This window comes from Microtetraspora sp. NBRC 13810 (assembly GCF_030268685.1).
In the GTDB taxonomy this organism is placed as follows: domain Bacteria; phylum Actinomycetota; class Actinomycetes; order Streptosporangiales; family Streptosporangiaceae; genus BSRQ01.
In genome coordinates this window covers 33,627-51,444 of sequence record NZ_BSRQ01000011.1, presented here as the reverse complement: position 1 = coordinate 51,444, position 17,818 = coordinate 33,627, and the positions used below count along the sequence as shown (strand labels likewise).

The following is a 17,818-nucleotide window of genomic DNA, read 5'->3' as shown; positions in this document are numbered from 1 at the left end:
TCTTATTGGATACCTCCAGCAAAGTTAGATGACAGGCCGCCGAATGAGGAATAGCAATGACACTGCTATAGGCGCACAAGTAACTGGGTGAGCGCACCCGGGACCGGCAGGCCGGGAAGGGTTTGGCATGGCAGGAGAGCCCGCCGCCGGTCCCGGATCTCGGGCGTCCGCGGGTCCTGTTTCACCGGCGGCGGCCCGGGGCCGGTATGAAGACGACCGGCCCCGGGCGCCGGCGATAAATCCAAAGGCGGCGCGACTGCTCATTGCCGATGACGAAAGCCGGGCCCCGGCGCAGGCCCTTCAGCGGAGAGCGACGGTCAGGGCCTTTGCGATTCGCGCCCGTTACCGGAGAAAGAGCACTCTTCACCCGATGCGAAGAGGCATGCCTTGTTGATGCTGTTGGACACGCCCGGCAGTTCGCCGGCGGCCCTGGCCACGGCCGAGGCGTCCCCGCCCGCCCTGATCCGCGCCTGGAACGACTCGGGCATGTCGCTGAAGTTCACGGCCTTCAGGAGCTCGTCGTTGTCCGCGTACTGTGTCCGGAATTTCTCCCATGCCTGTTCCCGGCTCTCGAAGGTGACGGCCTCCACGTCGGGCATGGCCTCCAGCGTGCGCAGAATGCCGGCGCGCTCGCCCTCGGTGACCTTCCCGCCCGCGCAGCTGCGGTAGATGTCGTCGTCCCTGCACAGGAAGACCGCGACTCCGGGGATCACGGAGGACGCCGCACCGCTCATGGCCATGGCGAGGATGTGCTCCTTCGACGGGTCCGCGGCGGGCGCGGTGAGCCGTACGACTCCCAGCACCGTCGCGGTGACGGCCAGGGCGACGGCGGTGACCTTCACCGCGCCTTTTCCGGTGGCATGGCGCGCGCGTGGCCCGGGCAGCGGGCGGTCGTCGTCCGGCACGGTCCGGGTATGGGCCGCCATGGCGGCACGGAGTCGGTTCTCGATGTCGTTCATGCCTTGTCTCCCAGTTCGTGCAGCAGTCTGGTCAGTGCTCGGGTGATCGTGGATCTGACGGTGCCCGGCCGGATGCGCATGACCTCCGCGATCTCGGCGTCGTGCAGGTCGAGGTAGTAGCGCAGGGCCAGGGCCTCGCGCTGGCGCCGCGGCAGCCGCCCCAGCGCGACGAGGATCTCCCGCCGTGACTCCCCGGCCAGCGCCGCGGCCTCCGCCGAGGACTCGGCCTCGGACACCCACGTGGTACGGCGCAGCATCATGGCCCGGCGGCGCAGTACCGACCGGGAACCGTTGAGCACGCAGGTCCGGACGTACGACAGCGTGGTGATCCCCGGCCGCCATTTGTCGTGCAACCGGGCGAACACGTCCTGCACGATGTCCTCGGCCGTCTCCCGGTCGCCGACGAGCAGCAGTGCGAGCCGCACCAGGCTGAGCCGATGGTCGCGATAAAGGGCGACCAGTTCGGCGTCTGGGTGGGCGGTCGGCGGAGCCGGCACCGCAGGAGCCCGCTCCGCCAACCGCAAGATTTCACCGTCCATGCCCTGAGAACGCTCACCCTCCCCGATCCGCTGCTTTTCTTCCGGACGTGAGCTGCCGGTCACCGTGCCGTCCCCGCCGCGAACGGCGCTTCCGATGTCGCCCGAGGGCCGGAGTTGCCGAACCGGTGGTCGAGCGGCTTCGATGAATGCCGTGTCCCGTCCGCACTCCATGGCCGCCCGCCGTTGCCGGCCGGTCGTCCGCGCGATCGCGGCCGGCCTGATAGTCATGATCCTCGGCCCGCTGGCCGGCTGCGGCCCGTCGGCCGAGCCGCCGCCGCTGCCGCCCGCGGGCGTTTACGACCACGCCCCGGCGGGTGAGAACTCCTGGGCCGGGCCCGTCCCGGCCGGCGGTACGGCCGGGGCCGTCACCCGGTCGCTGCGGGAGGCAGGCTGGTTCTGCGCGCAGGTCCGGGCCAACGCGGACGGCCGCGCCCTGTGGTGCCGGATCGGCCGTCCCGACCAGGTGGGCACGGTCCACGCGCAGGTGGCGCAGTTCCTGCTCGACCGCGACGACCGGCTCGCCTGGGCGTGGTTCTCGTCCGTCGACGGCCCGGCGGGCGGCCCGGCGGACGCCCAGGTCGCCGCCGCCGCGGCGCCGTCGCTGGCCGCGATCTGGTCCGGCGCCGGCGATCGCGTGCGGCGGGAGATCGACGAGTTCGATCGGGACCTGCGAGGCGGGACGGTGCGGCACGACGAGATTCCCCGGACCTCGTGGCGGGACGGGCACGCGGACTACAACTATTCGGTGCTCAACGGACTGGTGGTCACCGCCCGGGACGACTCCGTGCGGCGCTGGCCGTTCGGCGCCGAGCACTACGCGACCACGATGAGCTCGGCCGTGCACGATCTGCGGGCCGGTGGTTACGACTGCTTCTATCCGCCCCAGGAGAGCTGCAACCGCCCCCAGTCGAACGGCTATTTCCGGGTCACCCTCCGCGGCGACCAGATCGTCTCGGCGCGGTTCGGCATCGGCACCCTGATCGAGTCGGGGCGGCAACGGCACCTGCTCGGCGAGGAGTTCCCGCGCGGGCTCACCTTCCTCACCGAGGCGGTCCGCGGCCCGATCACCGCGCGCATCGAGGAGTGCCGGCGGTCCGGCACCGGCTTCGCCGGCATCGTGGCCGGGACGGTTTTGATCATCGACGCGCGCCGGGGCGGCACCGGCGCGCGCGATTTCGCGGCGTACTTCGACATCCAGATCGGCGCCCCGCTGGCCGCGACCCTGCCCATCTGATCACGGGCCGGTCGCCGGTCGCCGCCTGAGAAGTACGGGCGCCACCGTGGCGTCGCCGGAGGTCGCCGACGGGGCGGTGGCGGCCTGGATACTGGACGGGAAGAGGCCCGGCGAACGTCTGGTCAAGCGGGCCGGGCGCTGTTAGCGTCGATGACGGAGCGCCGGGAAGTCTGGTCGGCAACGTGATATCCGACCGACTCCGGGGAGGCGCCCGTGCCCGCCGATCACCGCGATGACGCCACACGTGCCGCCCGTCGGCGATCCGGGGCCCAGCCGATCACATCTCCGTGCTTCGAGCGCGAGTCCGGCCTGCGCCGAAGGCCGCCGTGCCTTCGCCGCCTGCGCCGAAGGCCGCCGTGCCTTCGCGGGGCCGCCCACGACGTGACCCGGCTGTCACAGCAAGTGGATCCGCGACTGAAGGAGAGGCGATGACCGACATCGTCGAGCGGTACAACATCTCTCAGCAGCACTTCTGGCTGCACGGCCCGCGAGAGGGCGAGCCGGTCGAGTTCGACACGGCGGCCGGCATGTGGAGCGTCTACGGTCACCCGGAGGCGCAGCAGGTCCTCGCTGACCCCGCGACGTTCTCCTCCGACACCATGCGCGTGATCCCCAAGGGCCTGATACCGGAGGGCGAGGGCTTCTCGCTGGAGGGCTTCATCACCCAGATCGACCCGCCGGAGCACGGGAAACTCCGCAAACTGGTCAGCAGCGCCTTCACCCGCAAGGTCGTCGCGGACCTCGAACCGAGGATCGCCGCCCTCACCCACGAGCTGCTCGACGCGGCGCGGGATCGCGGCCGGCTGGAGTTGGTGGCCGACCTCGCCTATCCGCTGCCGGTCATCGTCATCGCCGAACTCCTGGGGGTGCCCAGCGGGGATCGCGCCCTGTTCAAGCAGTGGGCGGACGCGCTCTTCCAGCGCGACACCAAGATCTCGCTGGCCGAGCCCATCGAGGACCAGAACGTGGACATCCAGGCCACGCTGCGACCGTGGAAGGAGATGGCGGACTATCTCGCCGGCCACGCCGCCGAGCGCAGAAGGCAGCCGCGTGCCGACCTGCTCACCAGGCTGGTCGAGGCCGAGGTGGACGGGGAACGGCTTCCCGACTACCAGGTGGTCAACTTCGCGATCATCCTGCTGCTCGCCGGGCACGTCACCACGACGATGCTGCTCGGCAACACGGTGCTGTGCCTGGACGCCTTCCCCGAACAGCAGGCCAGGGTCCGGGCCGACCGCGCGTCGATCCCGGCCGTCATCGAGGAGTCCCTGCGCCTCTTCACCCCGTTCGCAGCCGTCGCCCGGTCCACCACGCGTGAGGTCGAGCTCGGCGGTGTGACGATACCGGCCGACCGGCTGCTCATGGTCTGGCTGGCCGCGGCGAACAGGGACCCCCGGCAGTTCCCCGCCCCCGGCGTCTTCGACCCCACCCGCGACCCCAACCCCCATCTCGGCTTCGGCCGCGGCATCCACTTCTGCCTGGGCGCGCCGCTGGCCCGGCTGGAGGGACGGGTCGCACTGGACATCCTGCTCGACCGTTTCGGCACCCTGCGCACCGATCCCGAGGACCCCGTGACCTTCATCCCCACACCGACCATGACCGGGGTACGCCGCCTCCCGCTGATCTGATCCGGCTGTTCCGTGACCGCACCGGCTCCCGTCCGCGGGCCGGTCGGCCGCCGCCGGGTAGTTCCGCGGAACTAGGCAGGTCAGTGCCCGTGGCCGATGTCGCGGGGGAGGGCCGCTTCCTACGCTCGGGCTCGTGAAACGCCTCATCCCGCTTCTTCTCGCGTCGGTGGCCCTGCTCGCCTGGGCGGGGCCGGCCGCGGCGCACGGGCGCGGTGGAGACGCCGACGCGCGCTTCGCCCAGACGATCGCCGGCATGGAGATCACCGTCGTGGTGCGGGCGAGCGTGCGGGTGCCCGCCCCGTTGCAGGTGGACGTGGTCGCGCACGATCCGGGCCGGGGCGGCCGGGTCGATCTGACGATCAGGTCCGCCGAGGGCGGCGGTTCGTCGGCCGGTTCCGTGCGGATCGAGCCGGGCAGGGCCGGAATGTATCCCGCGCTGCTGTCGGTGGACCGGGTGGGCCCGCACGAGCTGGAGGTCCGCGCGGGCGAGGAGAGATCGCTGCTGCCGCTCGCCGTGCTGGTACCGCGGGCGCCGCTGTGGGAAGTGGTGATGTACGCGGCCTTCGCCTGCGCGGCGGTGGCGCTGGTCGGCGCGCTGGCGGGCGCGCTGTGGTTCGGGCGGGCGGTCGCGGGCGGGTTCGCGGGCGGGTTCGTGGTGGCGACGGTCGTGGCGTTCACCGTGGGAGTGCTGTCGCCGTGGTTCGCGCCGGCGGCGCCGGACGGAATGCCGCCGGCGCCGCCGCAGGAGGTGACGCCGGGACGGCCGAACGCGCAGCCGGTGGTCGAGGTGGCCCCGGAGCGGCCCGTGCGCGGGTCGGAGTTCGTGCTGCGCCTGGCGCTGTTCGACGGCTCGTCCGGCCATCCGGTGGACGACCTGGCCGAGCATCACGCCGCGCTGTCGCACGTCGTGGTGACCAGCGAGGACGGCTCGTACTTCCGCCATGTGCATCCGATCCGCCCGGCGCCCGGCGTCTACGAGGTCCGGCTGGGCGCGCAGGCGCACGGCCGGCACCGGGTGTACGCGGAGTTCGAGCGGACCGGCGCGGGCGGGCAGCTCGTCACCGGCGCGTTCACCGTCGGCGACGACGGGCGACCGGGGGACCCGTCGGACCCGTCGGACCCGTCGGACGCGGCGGGCCCGGCGCCTGTCGCGGCTGGTCCGGGCGGGAACGCCCTGGTCACCGAGCCCGCGCGGCCGGTGGCCGGACGGCCCGTACGCCTCACCCTGGACACCGGCCATGCCGACCTGCAGCCGTGGCTCGGCATGGCCGGTCACCTGATCGTGCGCAGCCGGGACGGCGGCTACCTCGGCCACGTCCACGAGTCCCGCTCGATGGCCACGGACGCGCGGAACGTGCCGGACGAGTCCGTCACGGGCTACGGGCCGAGGCTGGAGTTCGCCTTCAGCTTCCCCCGGCCCGGCCGCTACCTGGCCTGGACCCAGTACGCCAGGAACTACGAGATCGTCACGGTGCCGCACGTCATCGACGTCGCGGCGGAAGGGCACCCGAGATGAGGCGGCGCGCGGCGTACCTCGTGCTGCCCGTCCTGCTGCTCACGGCCGGCATCGGCTGGCTCCTGGTCGGCGGTGCCGGGCCGGGACCGGTGGAGTTGCCGGGCCGGGGCGCGCACTACGCGGTCGTCGTGGCGCTCCGGCCGGGCACCGGCACTGTGGAGGCCCGCGTCGAGATCGCCCCGGCGGCGCCCGCGGAGGTGTCGCTGTTCGCCGTGATGCCGCACATGGGACACACGACCCCCGAGATCGCCGCCCGTCGCGACGGCGCCGGTCACTACGTGGCCCGCGGCGAACTGTTCACCATGCCGGGCGCCTGGGAGATCGGGATCCGGGTGCGCGGCCCCTCGGGCACCGAGGTCATCAAGGTCAACACACTCGTCGGAGAACAGGAGTAGATCACATGGCTACCCGTCAGACAACGGATCCGCCCCAGCGCGCGGACACGGCCCCGGCGGTCCGGGACGTGCCACGAAGGGAGGTCACCGGCGCCTGGTTCCTGATGTTCGGCTACGCGACTCTGCTGGTCGGCATGATCTGGGACGGGCAGTGGCACGGAGACGTCGGCCCCGACAATTTCTGGACCGCCCCGCACCTGCTCCTCTACTCGGGCACCGGAATCGTCGGCCTGACCTGCCTGACCGTGGTCCTGCTGTCCACCTGGGCGCGCGGGCCGTCGACCGGCACCCCGTCGGTCACGGTGCTGCGCACCTTCCGCGCGCCCTGGCCCTTCCTCGTGGGCGGGCTCGGCGCGGCGGGCAACCTCCTGTACGCCGGTTCCGACCTGTGGTGGCACGAGGTGTACGGCTTCGACATCGCGGCCGGGGCGACGCCGTCCCACTTCGGGCTGGGGCTGTCCATCCAGGTGGAGATCTGCGCCATGGTGATGGCCTTCGCCGTGCTGCGCCGTACCCGCGCCGAGCGGTGGGGGCTGGCGTTGGCGATCGGGCTGGCCACCATCGGGTCGACGTCGGCGTTCGGCATGCTGTCCGAGCTGGTCCTCGGCTGGGTGCCCGGCGTGGCGCCCCGCGTGCTCGGGCTCGGCGCGGTGGGCGCGCTCACCCTGAGCCTCATCGTCGGCCTCACCCGCGGCTGGCACTGGCCGGCGGCGCTGGGCCTGACCTTCCTGGTGGTGCAGGGCACGCTCGCGCTGTTCGCGCCCGCCGCCACGCGCTGGTACGCCGAGGCGATCGGTCAGCCGATGCGCGACTACGCGGCCAACCTGCCGCAGGTGCTGATCGGCTTCCCTGCCACGTTCCCGCTGGTCGCGCTGCTGGCAGGCGGGGTGGCCGCGTGGGCCGTGCGGCGCGGCGCGGGCCCGCTGGGTGTCACGGCGGCGATCGGCGCGCTGGCCGGGATCAACACCGCGCTGTTCTACGGAGCCGTGGGGCTGGACATGAGCCTGGCGGCCACGCTGCCGGCGGTGACCGCCGTCGGGATGGGCATGGGGGTGCTGGGCTGGCGGTGCGCCGTCCTGTTACGCCGCTTCGGCGTGCGCGCACCCGGGACGGTGCCGGCATGAGCCCCGGTACGCGACGGCACCGTGTCCGCGGCCCGCGGAGACGGGCGCTCGCGGCGGTGGCCGCGGCGGCGGCTGCGACGCTGCACATGGGCGCGACCCCCGCCGTGGCCGCGCCTCCCCTGCCGGGTGAGATCGTGCACACCGAGACCGTACGGATGAGCGACCGGTCGGCGATCAACGTATCGTTCACAGAGTGGCCGATCCGCGCGCTGCAGTCGCTGGACTTCGTCTTCGAGCCCACCGGCGGCATCGAAGGGCGCACCGGGTGGGTCACGACCGTCTCACCGACCGGCGACCGCCGCGGGCTCAAGGGCATCGTCCTGCAGCGCCGTGGCGACAGCGTTGTGCTGCCCCGGCATCCGAGGGCGCGCCAGGTCTGGGGGCTGGACGTCGTCTCGCTGCCGGAGGAGGGCACATGGCGGTTCGAGTTCGCCGTGCGGGGACCGGGAGGGACCTCGACCGGAGTCCTGCCGATCCGCGCGATCGAGCCGCCGGGGCCACCGCTCACGCTGAGCTGGACGATCGCGCTGGCCCCGTGGGCGCCGGTCGCGCTGCTCCTGGCGCACGGCTGGCGCCGGGGCCGGCGGAGACACGGCGCGGAAGCCACCTGGAGTGGATGAGCGACGGCCTGCTGGCCCTCCTGCCGCCGCTGGTCGGCTGGTTGATCGGGCGCGGCGACATCGGGCGCGGCGACATCGGGCACGGGGACATCGGGCGCGGGGAGGTGCTCAGGGAGACCGTGCCGGGGCACGATCCGCTGGCGCCGCCGCCGAAGCTGGCACAGCTCGACGAGCTGGTGGCCGCGGCGCCGCCCGGCGGGCCGCGCGTGCTGCTGGAACGCGAAGGAGACGTGCGCCAGGTCGACGCCAGCATCGAACTCGCCGCCTACCGCGTCGTACAGGAGGCGCTCACCAACGCCGCCAGGCACGCGGGCCGCGTCGACGTCCGCGTCCTGCTCGCCTACGAGCCGGCGCGGCTCACGGTGCGCGTCACCAATCCGGTGCCCGGCCGGACCGGGACGATCGGCGACGGGGCCGGGGTGGGGCTGATCGGCATGAGGGAGCGCGTCGAGCTGCTGGGCGGCTCGGTGCGGGTGAGCGACCACGCCGGCACGTTCGAGGTGTGCGCCACCCTGCCGCTGCGGAGCACGTCGTGACCGGCATCCGGGTGCTGGTCTGCGACGACGAGCAGCTGCTCCGCGAGGCGCTGGTCCGCCTGGTCGGAGCGGCTGCCGACCTGACCGTGGTGGGCGCGGTGGGCGACGGCGCGACGGCGGTGGCGGTCGCGGCCGAGCAGCGGCCCGACGTGGTGCTGATGGACATCCGCCTGCCGGGCATGGACGGCATCGAGGCGACCCGCCGCATCACCGCGCGGAACGCGGGCGGTCCGCCCCGCGTCCTGATCCTGACCACGTACGACCTGGACAGTTACGTCTACGCCGGGTTGCAGGCAGGGGCGAGCGGGTTTCTGCTCAAGGACGCGCCGGGCGAGCGGATCCGCGACGGCATCCGGATCGTCGCGGCCGGGCAGTCGGTGCTGGCTCCCGAGGCGACCACCCGGATGATCGAGGCGCTGCGGCCGATGGCGCCGACCGACGAGGACCGGGCGCTGAGGGAGACGGCGGCCCGGCTGACCGGTCGTGAACGCGAGGTGTGCGAGCTGATCGCGCAGGGCCTGTCCAACGACGAGATCGCGCACCGGCTCGTCATCAGCCGCTACACCGTCAAGGTGCACGTGTCGAGCGTCCTCGCCAAGCTCGGCCTGCCGGACCGGGTGCACGTGCTGATGGCGTGGACCCGGCTGCGCGACCTGCGCCTGCTGTGACCCGCCGGTCCCGCCGGAGCGGGAGGTGTCAGCCGGAAACCGTGCTGCCGTACCCGTGGGTCACGATCCGCTCGGCCATCGCCGCGTAGGCCGCGGGATCCTCGGGCACGGTGGCCGCCAGCCCGTCCACGTAGCGGTTGAACATGCAGAAGGCGGCGGCGATGAGCACGGTGTCGTGGATCTCGACATCGGTCGCGCCCTCCTTCCTGGCGGCGGCGACCTCGTCCTCGGACACCGAGCGGCCGTCGCGCTGGACCGAGGCCGCGATGCGCAGCAGCGCGCCGAGCTTGGGTGACACGGGTGCGGTGTGCGGGTCGGCGCAGACCTGGTCGACGAGCTGCCGGCCCTCGGGAAGCTGGGCGGCGGCGAAGGCCGCGTGCGAGGAGGCGCAGAAGCGGCACGCGTTGAGCGAGGACACGTAGGCGGCGATGAGCTCGCGCTCGCCGCGGCTCAGGCTGTTCGGCCCGCGCAGCAGCGTCTCGGCCAGCGCGGTGAGCGGGCCGGCGGTCTCCGGACGGAAGGCGAACAGGCCGGCGATGCCCGGCGTCTCGTCGGGTAACGCGATGTGCGGCATATCAGGCTCCCTGATCTGTGCGAAAGGGGCGGGCCGGCAGCCGCGTGGCTGCCGGCCCGCCGTTCGATCATCTGCCGTACACCTCGAAGGTGTACAGCGAGTATCCGTATCCGGTGCCGCGTGCGGTGCCGTAGATGCGGACATATCTGCCGGAGGCGTTCAGGGCGGTGTGGTCGTCCTCACCGCCGTTCGCGCCGGTGATGGTCCGGACGGTGGTCCAGGTGGTGCCGTTGGGTGAGGTTTGGATCTGGTAGGCCGTGCCGTACGCGCCTTCCCACAGGAGGCGTACCCGGTCGATGGTGTAGGTGGCGCCGAGGTCGACCTGGATCCACTGCGGGTCGGCGAAGGCGCTCGACCACCGGGTGGTCGGTGACGCGTCAACCGCGGCGGAGGCCGGGAACTCGGGGGCTTCCAGGCTGGAGGCGGTCGCCGGCTTGTTCAGGGCGACGTTCGTCGCCGTGGGCGGAGGGCCGGTGGCGCCGAAGACCTCGAAGGTGAACAGCGAGTATCCCCATCCGGTGGCGCGGGTCGTGCCGTAGATGCGGACGTATCGGGCGGAGGCGTTGAGGGCGGTGTGGTCGTCCTCGCCGCCGTTGGCACCGGTGATGGTCCGGACGGTGGTCCAGGTGGTGCCGTTGGGTGACGTCTGGATCTGGTAGGCGGAGCCGTACGCGGCCTCCCAGACGAGGCGTACCCGGTCGATGGTGTAGGTGGCGCCGAGGTCGACCTGGATCCACTGCGGGTCGGCGAAGGCGCTGGCCCACCGGGTGGTCGGTGAGCCGTCCACCGCGGCGGAGGCCGGGAACTCGGGGGCCTCCAGGCTGGAGGCGGTCGCCGGCTTGTTGAGGGCGAGGTTGGCCGTCGGCGGCTGCGTGCCGCTGTTCAGGGTGAACGCGTCGACCTCGAACAGCGTCCCGGTGCCGCCGGTGAAGACCAGGAACAGGTTCTGCGTCCCGGTGGGCGGCGTCACGGTGCCGGTCACGGTGACGTAGTCCTCCCAGCCGCCGGTCGGCGCGACCGTCGCCGTGCCGATCACCGCTCCGGTCGCCGAACCGGTGCGCAGCGTCAGCGTGCCGCCGGCGCCGGCCGAGGCGACCCGGGCCGAGAACGACGTGACCCCGGTCAGGTTGTACGGCGTGAACGAGATCCAGTCGCCGTTCGCGATGGACCCGACCACGTTGCCGCCGTTGGCCGACGCGCGCGGGGTGACCGTCACGCCCTGCTGCGCGCTGTAGTGCTCGGCCTGGCGGGTACGCGGCTGCAGGACGGCCTGCGGCGCGTGGATGGCCGTGGTCGAACCGGGCGGGGTGTACTCGGCGTCGAAGACTCCGAAGATGTTCGCGTTGGCGTCGTGCTCACCGTCCACGGTCGTCTGGATGGTGCCCGAGCACCCGTTGGCACTGGCCATCCCGTGGCCGTGGCTGTCGTGGCCCAGGATGTAGTTGACCGTCACCCGGCTGCAGTCGATGGTCGGGGAGCCCGGATCGGTGACGCTCACCTGGAACGGGATCGCGTCGCCGAAGTTGAACACCCGCCCGTTGAGCGGCAGGTTGAGGGTGACCGTCGGCTGGCCGACGCCGATGACGACGCTCGCCGTGCCGCTGCGGCCGGTGTTGTCGGTGACCGTCAGCGTCGCCGTGTACGAGCCGTTGGCCGTGTAGGTGAACGACGGGTTGGCCGCGGTCGAGTCGACGCTGCCGTTCGTCTGGAAGTCCCAGGCGTACGTGACCGGGTCACCGTCGGGGTCGGTGGTCCCGGCGGAGCTGAACTGCACGGTGAGCGGTGCGGCCCCGCCCCTCGGGTTGGCCGCGGCCACCGGGATCGGCGCCCGGCCGGTGCCCGAGTTGTAGTCGATCCGGTACACCGCCGAGTTGGCGTCGCCGCCGAACCAGCCGGTGCCGTAGTCGAGCACGTACAGCGCGCCGTCCGGCCCGAACTCCATGTCCATCACCTGGGTGCCGGTGAACGCCGGGAAGGGCTGGATCGCGCCCACCCCGCCGGTGCCGCTCACGGTGGCCGTCTTGATCCACCGCCGGCCGAACTCGCCGAGGAACACCCTGCCGTCCATCTCGGCGGGGAACTTCGTGTCCGAGACGAGAGCCGGGTTGTAGTTGTAGACGTTCCCGCCCATCGGCGACAGGCTGCCGCAGCACAGCTCGGCCCGGTCCTGCCCGGCACCGTACGGCAGCCAGGCCGCCCGGGACGGGGGCAGCTGCGTGAGGCCGGTGTTGTTGGGCGAACTGTTCGTCGGCCCGCCCGCGCAGTTGAACGCCGCGCCCGAGGGCCCGGACGGGAAGGTGAAGTCGACGTAGGGCACGTTGAACTGCGAACAGTACGGCCAGCCGTAGAAACCGGGCTCGGTGATGCGCTCGAACGAGACCGAGGCCGCCGGTCCCCGGGTGGGGCTTGCGGTGCCCGAGTCAGGCCCGTAGTCGCCGAGATAGACCGCGCCGGTCTCCTTGTCCACGCTCATCCGGAACGGGTTGCGGAAGCCCATCGCGTAGATCTCGGGCCGGGTGTTCGCGGTGCCGGGCGGGAACATGTTGCCCGCCGGGACGGTGTAGCCGCCGGCCGCGCTCGGCTTGATCCGCAGCACCTTGCCCCGCAGGTCGTTGGTGTTGCCGGAGGTGCGCTGCGCGTCGAAGGCCGGGTTGCGGTCGGCCCGCTCGTCGATCGGCGTGTAGCCGCTGGAGTCGAACGGGTTGGTGTCGTCACCGGTGGACAGGTAGAGGTTGCCCGCCGCGTCGAAGTCGATGTCGCCGCCGACGTGGCAGCAGATGCCGCGGCTGCTCGGCACGTCCAGGACGGTGACCGCCGACGACGGGTCGATGGTGTGGTCCGCGTTCACCGTGTACCTGGCCAGCCGGGTGACCCCGTTGAACGGGGCGAACTGGGCGGGCGTGCCGGTCGCGGGGGCGCCGCCGCCCGGGGTGGACAGGGGCGGGGAGTAGTAGACGTACACCCACCGGTTCGACGCGAAGTTCGGGTCGGCCTTGATGCTCTGCAGACCCTCCTCGTCAGAGGTGTACACCGGGATGGTGAGCGCCACCTTGGTGTTGCCGAGCGAGTCGGTGTACCGGATCACGCCGTTGCGCGACGTGTGCAGCACGCCCCGGTTGGGCAGGACCGTCAGGCCCATCGGCTCGCCGGTCTCGGCCTCGCCCTTGGCCAGCGTCACCTGGGTGTAGCCGGCCTGCGGGTTCGGCGGGCCGCTGGTGCAGCTTCCCGCGCCCTGGGCCGCGTAGCGGATGCCGCCCAGCAGGTGGGTGCGGAAGTTGGCCTCGGTGTAGCTCGCGGCGGTGTGTCCCAGGCCGGTGTACCACGAACGACCGCCCTCGTAGGGCCGGCACCACGTGATCGGGTGGTCGGCGCCCATCGTGCCGCCGCTGTAGGTCGACTCGTCCAGCGTCGCGAGGACGTGCGCCTGCGAGCGCGGGTTGGTCCGGTAGTTGTACCACTCGTCCGAACGGTTCCAGGCCGCGGGCAGGCCGGCGTTCGACGGGTGGTTGGGATCGGCGATGCGGACGGTGGCGTTCTGGATCGCCGGGTGGCCGGCGAAGTACGCCCCGACCAGCCCGCCGTACCAGGGCCAGTCGTACTCGGTGTCGGCCGCCGCGTGCACGCCCACGTAGCCGCCGCCGGCGCGGATGTAGTTCTCGAACGCCGTCTGCTGGGTGGCGTTGAGCACGTCAGCGGTGGTGGACAGCCAGATGACCGCCTTGAACCTGGCCAGGTTCGTCGCGTTGAACTGCGCGGCGTCCTCGGTGGCCTCTACGGTGAAGTTGTTCGCTTCCGCCAGTTGCTGGATCGCGGTGATGCCCGCGGGGATCGAGTCGTGCCGGAACCCGGCGGTCTTGCTGAAGATCAGCACCGAGAAGTCCGGCGCCGCCTGCGCGGGTACCGCGAAGCCCAGGGTGGCCATGATGACGGCCACGCATAAGGCGATTCTTCGTAACATGATCGGGTGGTCTCGCTTTCCTGTCGTACGGGTCGAGACAGGCGTGCGCCGATCACGCCGACGATGCCGCGACGGTCCGGAGTCCGCCGGCGACATCGTTCCGGCTCACTGTGAACCCATGTGAGCCGGGAGTCAACGGGTCTTCGTCGTGAACCGCGGCGACCGGCGATCGGGCGCACGGTCGGCTTCCGCGGAGTGGTCCGACGGGCTGGGGAGGGCTCAGATCCGCTGGTCAGGGGCATGCGGCCAGGGCGCGACCGCTGACCGCGGGGGTGTGTTCGGCGACCTGGCGGAGCCGGTACCCGGTGGGCGCCGGTACCGTCGGCGCCCACCGGGCTCCGCCGGCGTGACGAGGGTGAGCCGGGCCGGCAGGGTGGTCGGCGTCCGCCCTGTCGCCCCCGCGTTCCCCTCGCGCAGCCGGCCGGTTCCGAGGTGCCCGTCGCCGTGCTTCCACGCCGTGCCGTTCCGTGCCCGGTTCGCGGGAGGGATACGGCTCGGCCCGGAGCGCTGGTGGCGGCTGGACTCCGGCCGGGTCTGCGGTGGTTCCGGGCGCCGCGCCTGGCGCCGCCCGGGTGTTCGCGCCGCGTTTCGGCGCGTCAGTGTGCGCACCGGCCGGTGACGCGGCGCCTCCGGGCGCCGCGCCACCCGTCAGCGGGTGCGGCGGGACGGATCAGCGATCTGCGTGACGACCTCCAGGCCGTTCGAGGGTGCGGGGACTGGTCGACCGCCGCCCGCTGCTAAGGCCGGCGATCGGGTGGGCAGCGTCAGGTGCTGGTGACGCGGATATGAAACGCCGCGGGGCCGGGAGACCCCGTTGGTGCCAGTCGGTACGGCTCCGCCGCCGGGCGGAGGGGGCTCCGCCGGTGCGGTCCGCCCGGGACGCCGGCCCCGGGGCGGGACGGCTCGTCGAGCGGGAGACGGGAAATGTGGTGCTGCGCTTCCAAATCGCTGCACCTCCTGCACGTTTTCGGCAGACATACGACGGATTTTGACATAAGGCTAGAATGTTACATTCACACTGTCTAGATGTTACGTTGAGTTACGCCGGACTTTTGGTGTGGTGACACGAAAGTTCGGAGACATTGGCCAGAGGCCGGAGCCCGCGATTTTTCCGCGGTGAAGAGAAACGCCAGGTCGGCGCCGGTACGGATGGCATCACCGGCCGTGGGGGTGTGGCCGCGGCATCAGGCCGCGCGCGGGCGGGGTGCCGCCGGGGCGCGCGGAGTGTCCGGAAGCGGTCAGCGGCGGCGGCGCCTGCGGCGCTTCGCGGCCGGAGCGTGACCGGCCCGGCGCCGCACCGGAGCGCCGGGCGAGGTGTCACCGGCCGCCGGGGCTGTGCGCCCGGCCGCCGCCGTGGCCGGGCGGCCCGCCGGGCGCCGGGCGACCCGGGCGACCATGACGGCGGCCCCTACGACGATCAGCGCGGGCACGAGCCAGACGGAGAGGCCCTCCCCGCTCGACGGCGCGGCCCCGGCCGCCGGCTCCGCGGCGGGCTGTGTGGCCCCGGCGGTGACTTCGGCGGCGACTTCGGCGGTGCCTCCGGTGGCGACTCCGGCGGTGGCCGCGGCGGTGGGCCGCGCGTGCCCGACCGCGGCGAGCAGCTCGGGGCCGGGCTGGTCGGTGGGGGCCCGCCAGCCCGCCGGCGCCGAGGTCACGGCGCCCGAGTAGGTGAACCGGACCTCCCCCTCGACCTCCTCGCCGTCGGAGGCCACGGTCTGGTACCGCGCCACGTACAGCCCCTGCTCCGGCCAATGAGCCACCGGCACCCGCACCGGGAACCCGGTGTGGAACAGCCGCGGCTCCCACACACCGTCCACCAGCTGGTATTCGCGCACCGGCTCGTCCAGGCGGAACGGCTCGCCGTGCGACCAGCGGCGATCGACCCGGGCGCCGCTCGGCGCGGTCACGGCGAAGTACGCGAACGGCGCGGGCTTCTCGGTGAACGCCAGCGACAGCGCGCCGACCGGCTCGGCCAGGGTGCCGCCGTCGGCCGGGGTGGAGACGACGAGGCGCCCATGGGCGAAGGCCGGCAGGGGAGCCGCGAACAGGGAGAGGGCGACCACGCTCAAGGCGACCAGGGCGAGCAGACGCGGTACCACACGACCCATCGTGCACCTCGGCTCTCGGCGGAGAGTTTTCCCGCGAGGCTAACCTCTCCCGCCCATTCTGAACAGAACTTCCGCTCCGGCCGGCGAAACCCCGGCTCGTCCACCGGCCCGGCCTCGTCCGCCGACACCACCAAGGAGCCCGCCCACCTGCGGCGCAGCGTCGCCGGGCGGCCGGATCCGCAGTTCCGATCGACGCCTCCCACTTTTCGTGATTTCATCAAAAACAGCGGGCGAATAACCAGAATGTTTTCCGGCGGCGCGCGCTTTCCACGGTGACGACGCGCATGGGCCGAGGCGGGGGAGAGCGGCCCGGCACGCCGAAGCCGGGTACGTCCCGCCGGGCGGCCGCATCGACCGGACGCCGCATCGAGGGAGTGGTGGGTGAAGTCGAACCGGCCGGAGAACTCGCACCAGGCGGCGCTGCTGCGGCTGCTCAGGGACGGCCCCCGGTCCCGGGCCGAGCTCGCGGACCGCGCCGCCGACCCCGCCGCCCTGGCGGCGTCGGCCACCAGCGCGCTGCCGACCGGCGGGGCGTACGACCACCCCGGGCGGATGTCCCGGTCGAAACTCAACGTCGAGCTCGACCGGCTCGTCGAGCTGGGCCTCGCCGAGTCCGACGGCTTCGCGGAATCCCGGGGCGGCCGCCGTTCCGGCCGGGTACGGCTGTCGCGCAACACCCGCTTCGCGGGGATCGACATCGGGGCGACCTCGGTCGACGTGGCCGTCACCGACGGCGAGCTGCGCGTGCTGGGGCACGTGAGCGAGCCGTGCGACATCCGGCTCGGCCCGGCCCACGTGCTCGACCGGGTGCTCGTCCTCGTCGGGAAGCTCCGCGACCAGAACCTGTTCACCCAGCTCCACGGCGCCGGGATCGGGGTGCCCGGGCCGGTGAGCTTCGCCGCCGGGGTCCCGGTCATGCCGCCGATCATGCCCGGCTGGGACCGGTACCCGATGCGCGAGACGGTCAGCCAGGAGCTCGGCTGCCCCGCCATGCTGGACAACGACGTCAACATCATGGCCCTCGGCGAACTGCACGCCGGAGTGGCCCGCCAGGTGGACGACTTCCTGCTCGTCAAGATCGGCACCGGGATCGGCTGCGGCATCGTGGTCGACGGCAAGATCTACCGCGGTGTGTCCGGCAGCGCGGGCGACATCGGGCACATCAGGGTCGACGCGTTCGGCCCGGTGTGCGCGTGCGGCAACACCGGCTGCCTGGAGGCATACTTCGGCGGCGCCGCCCTGGCCGAACAGGCGCAGACCGTGGCCCGCTCGGGACACTCCCCCTACCTGGCCGAGCGCCTGGCCGTCACCGGGACGCTGTCCGCCGAGGACGTCGCCGCGGCCGCCGCCCAGGGTGACGCGGCGGCGATCAAACTCATCAGGGACGGCGGCCGCCATGTGGGCATCGTCCTCGCCGGTCTGGTCAGCTTCTTCAACCCGAGACTGGTGATCATCGCCGGCGGGGTCGCCCGCCTGGGCCACCTGTTGCTCGCCGAGATCAGAAGCGTCGTTTACCGCCGCTCCCTCCCTCTCGCGACCGGCAACCTCCCCATCGTCCTCTCCGAACTGGAGGACGCCGCCGGCGTCGTGGGCGCGGCCCGCTTCATCAGCGACCACGTCTACTCCGCCTGAGCGTCACCCGTACCCCGGCGCCCTCCCCACGGTGAGCAGCGCGAGCCGTCCTACGTCCGCGGGGCGGTGACCTGGGGGCCGTGGCCGGGGGCGACGGATCCCCGCAGGACGAGGTGCAGGGGATGATCCTGATCGACCTGCCGCCGGCCGACGAGCGGGTCGCGCTGGTCGGCGAGTTGGGCATGCCGACCGTGGTCATCGGCGACCCGGTCACCCCCGGGGGGCTGCCGACGGTGTGGACGCAGGACGAGGAGGCCATGCGCGACGTCGTCGCCGCGCTGGTCGCGGGCGGGGCCCTGCCATAGGTGTTCGAGGCGAGCCGTCTCC

The 17,818-nt window shown here is 72.5% G+C and carries 15 protein-coding genes; 10 read left to right on the top strand and 5 right to left on the bottom strand.

All coding sequences use genetic code 11. The features are described 5' to 3' along the window. Window positions 1-317 precede the first annotated feature (317 nt). Window positions 318-959, bottom strand: coding sequence for a permease-like cell division protein FtsX (locus QSK26_RS22185; RefSeq protein WP_285777142.1), 642 nt, complete (start codon window positions 957-959; stop codon window positions 318-320). After that, window positions 956-1,498: a sigma-70 family RNA polymerase sigma factor gene (locus tag QSK26_RS22180; protein WP_285777141.1), complete on the bottom strand. Its 543-nt coding sequence runs from the start codon at window positions 1,496-1,498 to the stop codon at window positions 956-958. The genes QSK26_RS22185 and QSK26_RS22180 overlap by 4 nt, the downstream gene beginning before the upstream one ends. A 151-nt stretch (window positions 1,499-1,649) precedes the next feature. On the opposite strand from QSK26_RS22180, the gene QSK26_RS22175 reads away from it, so the two are divergent. The 8 genes from QSK26_RS22175 (at window position 1,650) to QSK26_RS22140 (ending at window position 9,219) form a co-directional block, all read left to right on the top strand. After that, window positions 1,650-2,732: a hypothetical protein gene (locus QSK26_RS22175; protein ID WP_285777140.1), complete on the top strand. Its 1,083-nt coding sequence runs from the start codon at window positions 1,650-1,652 to the stop codon at window positions 2,730-2,732. Window positions 2,733-3,160: 428 nt separating this feature from the next. Next, window positions 3,161-4,360: a cytochrome P450 gene (locus tag QSK26_RS22170; protein ID WP_285777139.1), complete on the top strand. Its 1,200-nt coding sequence runs from the start codon at window positions 3,161-3,163 to the stop codon at window positions 4,358-4,360. Window positions 4,361-4,493: 133 nt separating this feature from the next. Continuing rightward, window positions 4,494-5,876 carry a DUF8832 domain-containing protein gene (locus tag QSK26_RS22165; RefSeq protein ID WP_285777138.1) on the top strand — a complete coding sequence of 461 codons (1,383 nt, stop codon included), beginning with the start codon at window positions 4,494-4,496 and terminating at the stop codon, window positions 5,874-5,876. After that, window positions 5,873-6,271, top strand: coding sequence for a hypothetical protein (locus tag QSK26_RS22160; protein ID WP_285777137.1), 399 nt, complete (start codon window positions 5,873-5,875; stop codon window positions 6,269-6,271). The genes QSK26_RS22165 and QSK26_RS22160 overlap by 4 nt, the downstream gene beginning before the upstream one ends. A gap of 5 nt (window positions 6,272-6,276) precedes the next feature. Further along, window positions 6,277-7,395 carry a hypothetical protein gene (locus QSK26_RS22155; RefSeq protein WP_285777136.1) on the top strand — a complete coding sequence of 373 codons (1,119 nt, stop codon included), beginning with the start codon at window positions 6,277-6,279 and terminating at the stop codon, window positions 7,393-7,395. Further along, the gene (locus QSK26_RS22150; protein ID WP_285777135.1) at window positions 7,392-8,015 is read left to right on the top strand and encodes a hypothetical protein; all 624 of its coding nucleotides are present in this window, start codon (window positions 7,392-7,394) and stop codon (window positions 8,013-8,015) included. The genes QSK26_RS22155 and QSK26_RS22150 overlap by 4 nt, the downstream gene beginning before the upstream one ends. Continuing rightward, complete coding sequence (locus tag QSK26_RS22145) at window positions 8,012-8,551, top strand: sensor histidine kinase (RefSeq protein WP_285777134.1); 540 nt, start codon at window positions 8,012-8,014, stop codon at window positions 8,549-8,551. The genes QSK26_RS22150 and QSK26_RS22145 overlap by 4 nt, the downstream gene beginning before the upstream one ends. Further along, a complete protein-coding gene (locus QSK26_RS22140) occupies window positions 8,548-9,219 on the top strand; it encodes a response regulator (RefSeq protein ID WP_285777133.1) in 672 nt (223 codons plus the stop codon). The genes QSK26_RS22145 and QSK26_RS22140 overlap by 4 nt, the downstream gene beginning before the upstream one ends. A gap of 28 nt (window positions 9,220-9,247) precedes the next feature. On the opposite strand, the gene QSK26_RS22135 is transcribed toward QSK26_RS22140, so the two are convergent. From QSK26_RS22135 to QSK26_RS22125, 3 genes are all read right to left on the bottom strand, one after another. Next, on the bottom strand, window positions 9,248-9,793 hold the full coding sequence (locus QSK26_RS22135) for a carboxymuconolactone decarboxylase family protein (RefSeq protein WP_285777132.1): 546 nt from the start codon (window positions 9,791-9,793) through the stop codon (window positions 9,248-9,250). A gap of 67 nt (window positions 9,794-9,860) precedes the next feature. Further along, window positions 9,861-13,727 (bottom strand): ThuA domain-containing protein, encoded by a 3,867-nt coding sequence (locus QSK26_RS22130; RefSeq protein ID WP_285777131.1) that lies wholly within the window; start codon window positions 13,725-13,727, stop codon window positions 9,861-9,863. A 1,262-nt stretch (window positions 13,728-14,989) separates the two neighbouring features. Continuing rightward, window positions 14,990-15,850, bottom strand: a complete 861-nt coding sequence (locus QSK26_RS22125; RefSeq protein WP_285777130.1) for a copper resistance CopC family protein — start codon at window positions 15,848-15,850, stop codon at window positions 14,990-14,992. A 390-nt stretch (window positions 15,851-16,240) separates the two neighbouring features. Here QSK26_RS22125 and QSK26_RS22120 point away from each other — a divergent pair, with 390 nt between their 5' ends. Together QSK26_RS22120 and QSK26_RS22115 are read left to right on the top strand one after the other, a co-directional pair. Then, window positions 16,241-17,491 (top strand): ROK family protein, encoded by a 1,251-nt coding sequence (locus QSK26_RS22120; RefSeq protein WP_285777129.1) that lies wholly within the window; start codon window positions 16,241-16,243, stop codon window positions 17,489-17,491. A 122-nt stretch (window positions 17,492-17,613) separates the two neighbouring features. Further along, a complete protein-coding gene (locus tag QSK26_RS22115; RefSeq protein WP_285777128.1) occupies window positions 17,614-17,796 on the top strand; it encodes a hypothetical protein in 183 nt (60 codons plus the stop codon). Window positions 17,797-17,818: the final 22 nt, after the last annotated feature.

What these genes read in the sequence shown, in the direction of transcription:
- QSK26_RS22160 (WP_285777137.1), top strand. Translation starts at nt 5,873, where the DNA reads ATGAGGCGGCGCGCGGCGTACCTCGTGCTGCCCGTCCTGCTGCTCACG.
- QSK26_RS22180 (WP_285777141.1), bottom strand. Translation starts at nt 1,498, where the DNA reads ATGGACGGTGAAATCTTGCGGTTGGCGGAGCGGGCTCCTGCGGTGCCG.
- QSK26_RS22150 (WP_285777135.1), top strand. Translation starts at nt 7,392, where the DNA reads ATGAGCCCCGGTACGCGACGGCACCGTGTCCGCGGCCCGCGGAGACGG.
- QSK26_RS22155 (WP_285777136.1), top strand. Translation starts at nt 6,277, where the DNA reads ATGGCTACCCGTCAGACAACGGATCCGCCCCAGCGCGCGGACACGGCC.
- QSK26_RS22170 (WP_285777139.1), top strand. Translation starts at nt 3,161, where the DNA reads ATGACCGACATCGTCGAGCGGTACAACATCTCTCAGCAGCACTTCTGG.
- QSK26_RS22115 (WP_285777128.1), top strand. Translation starts at nt 17,614, where the DNA reads ATGATCCTGATCGACCTGCCGCCGGCCGACGAGCGGGTCGCGCTGGTC.
- QSK26_RS22135 (WP_285777132.1), bottom strand. Translation starts at nt 9,793, where the DNA reads ATGCCGCACATCGCGTTACCCGACGAGACGCCGGGCATCGCCGGCCTG.
- QSK26_RS22145 (WP_285777134.1), top strand. Translation starts at nt 8,012, where the DNA reads ATGAGCGACGGCCTGCTGGCCCTCCTGCCGCCGCTGGTCGGCTGGTTG.
- QSK26_RS22185 (WP_285777142.1), bottom strand. Translation starts at nt 959, where the DNA reads ATGAACGACATCGAGAACCGACTCCGTGCCGCCATGGCGGCCCATACC.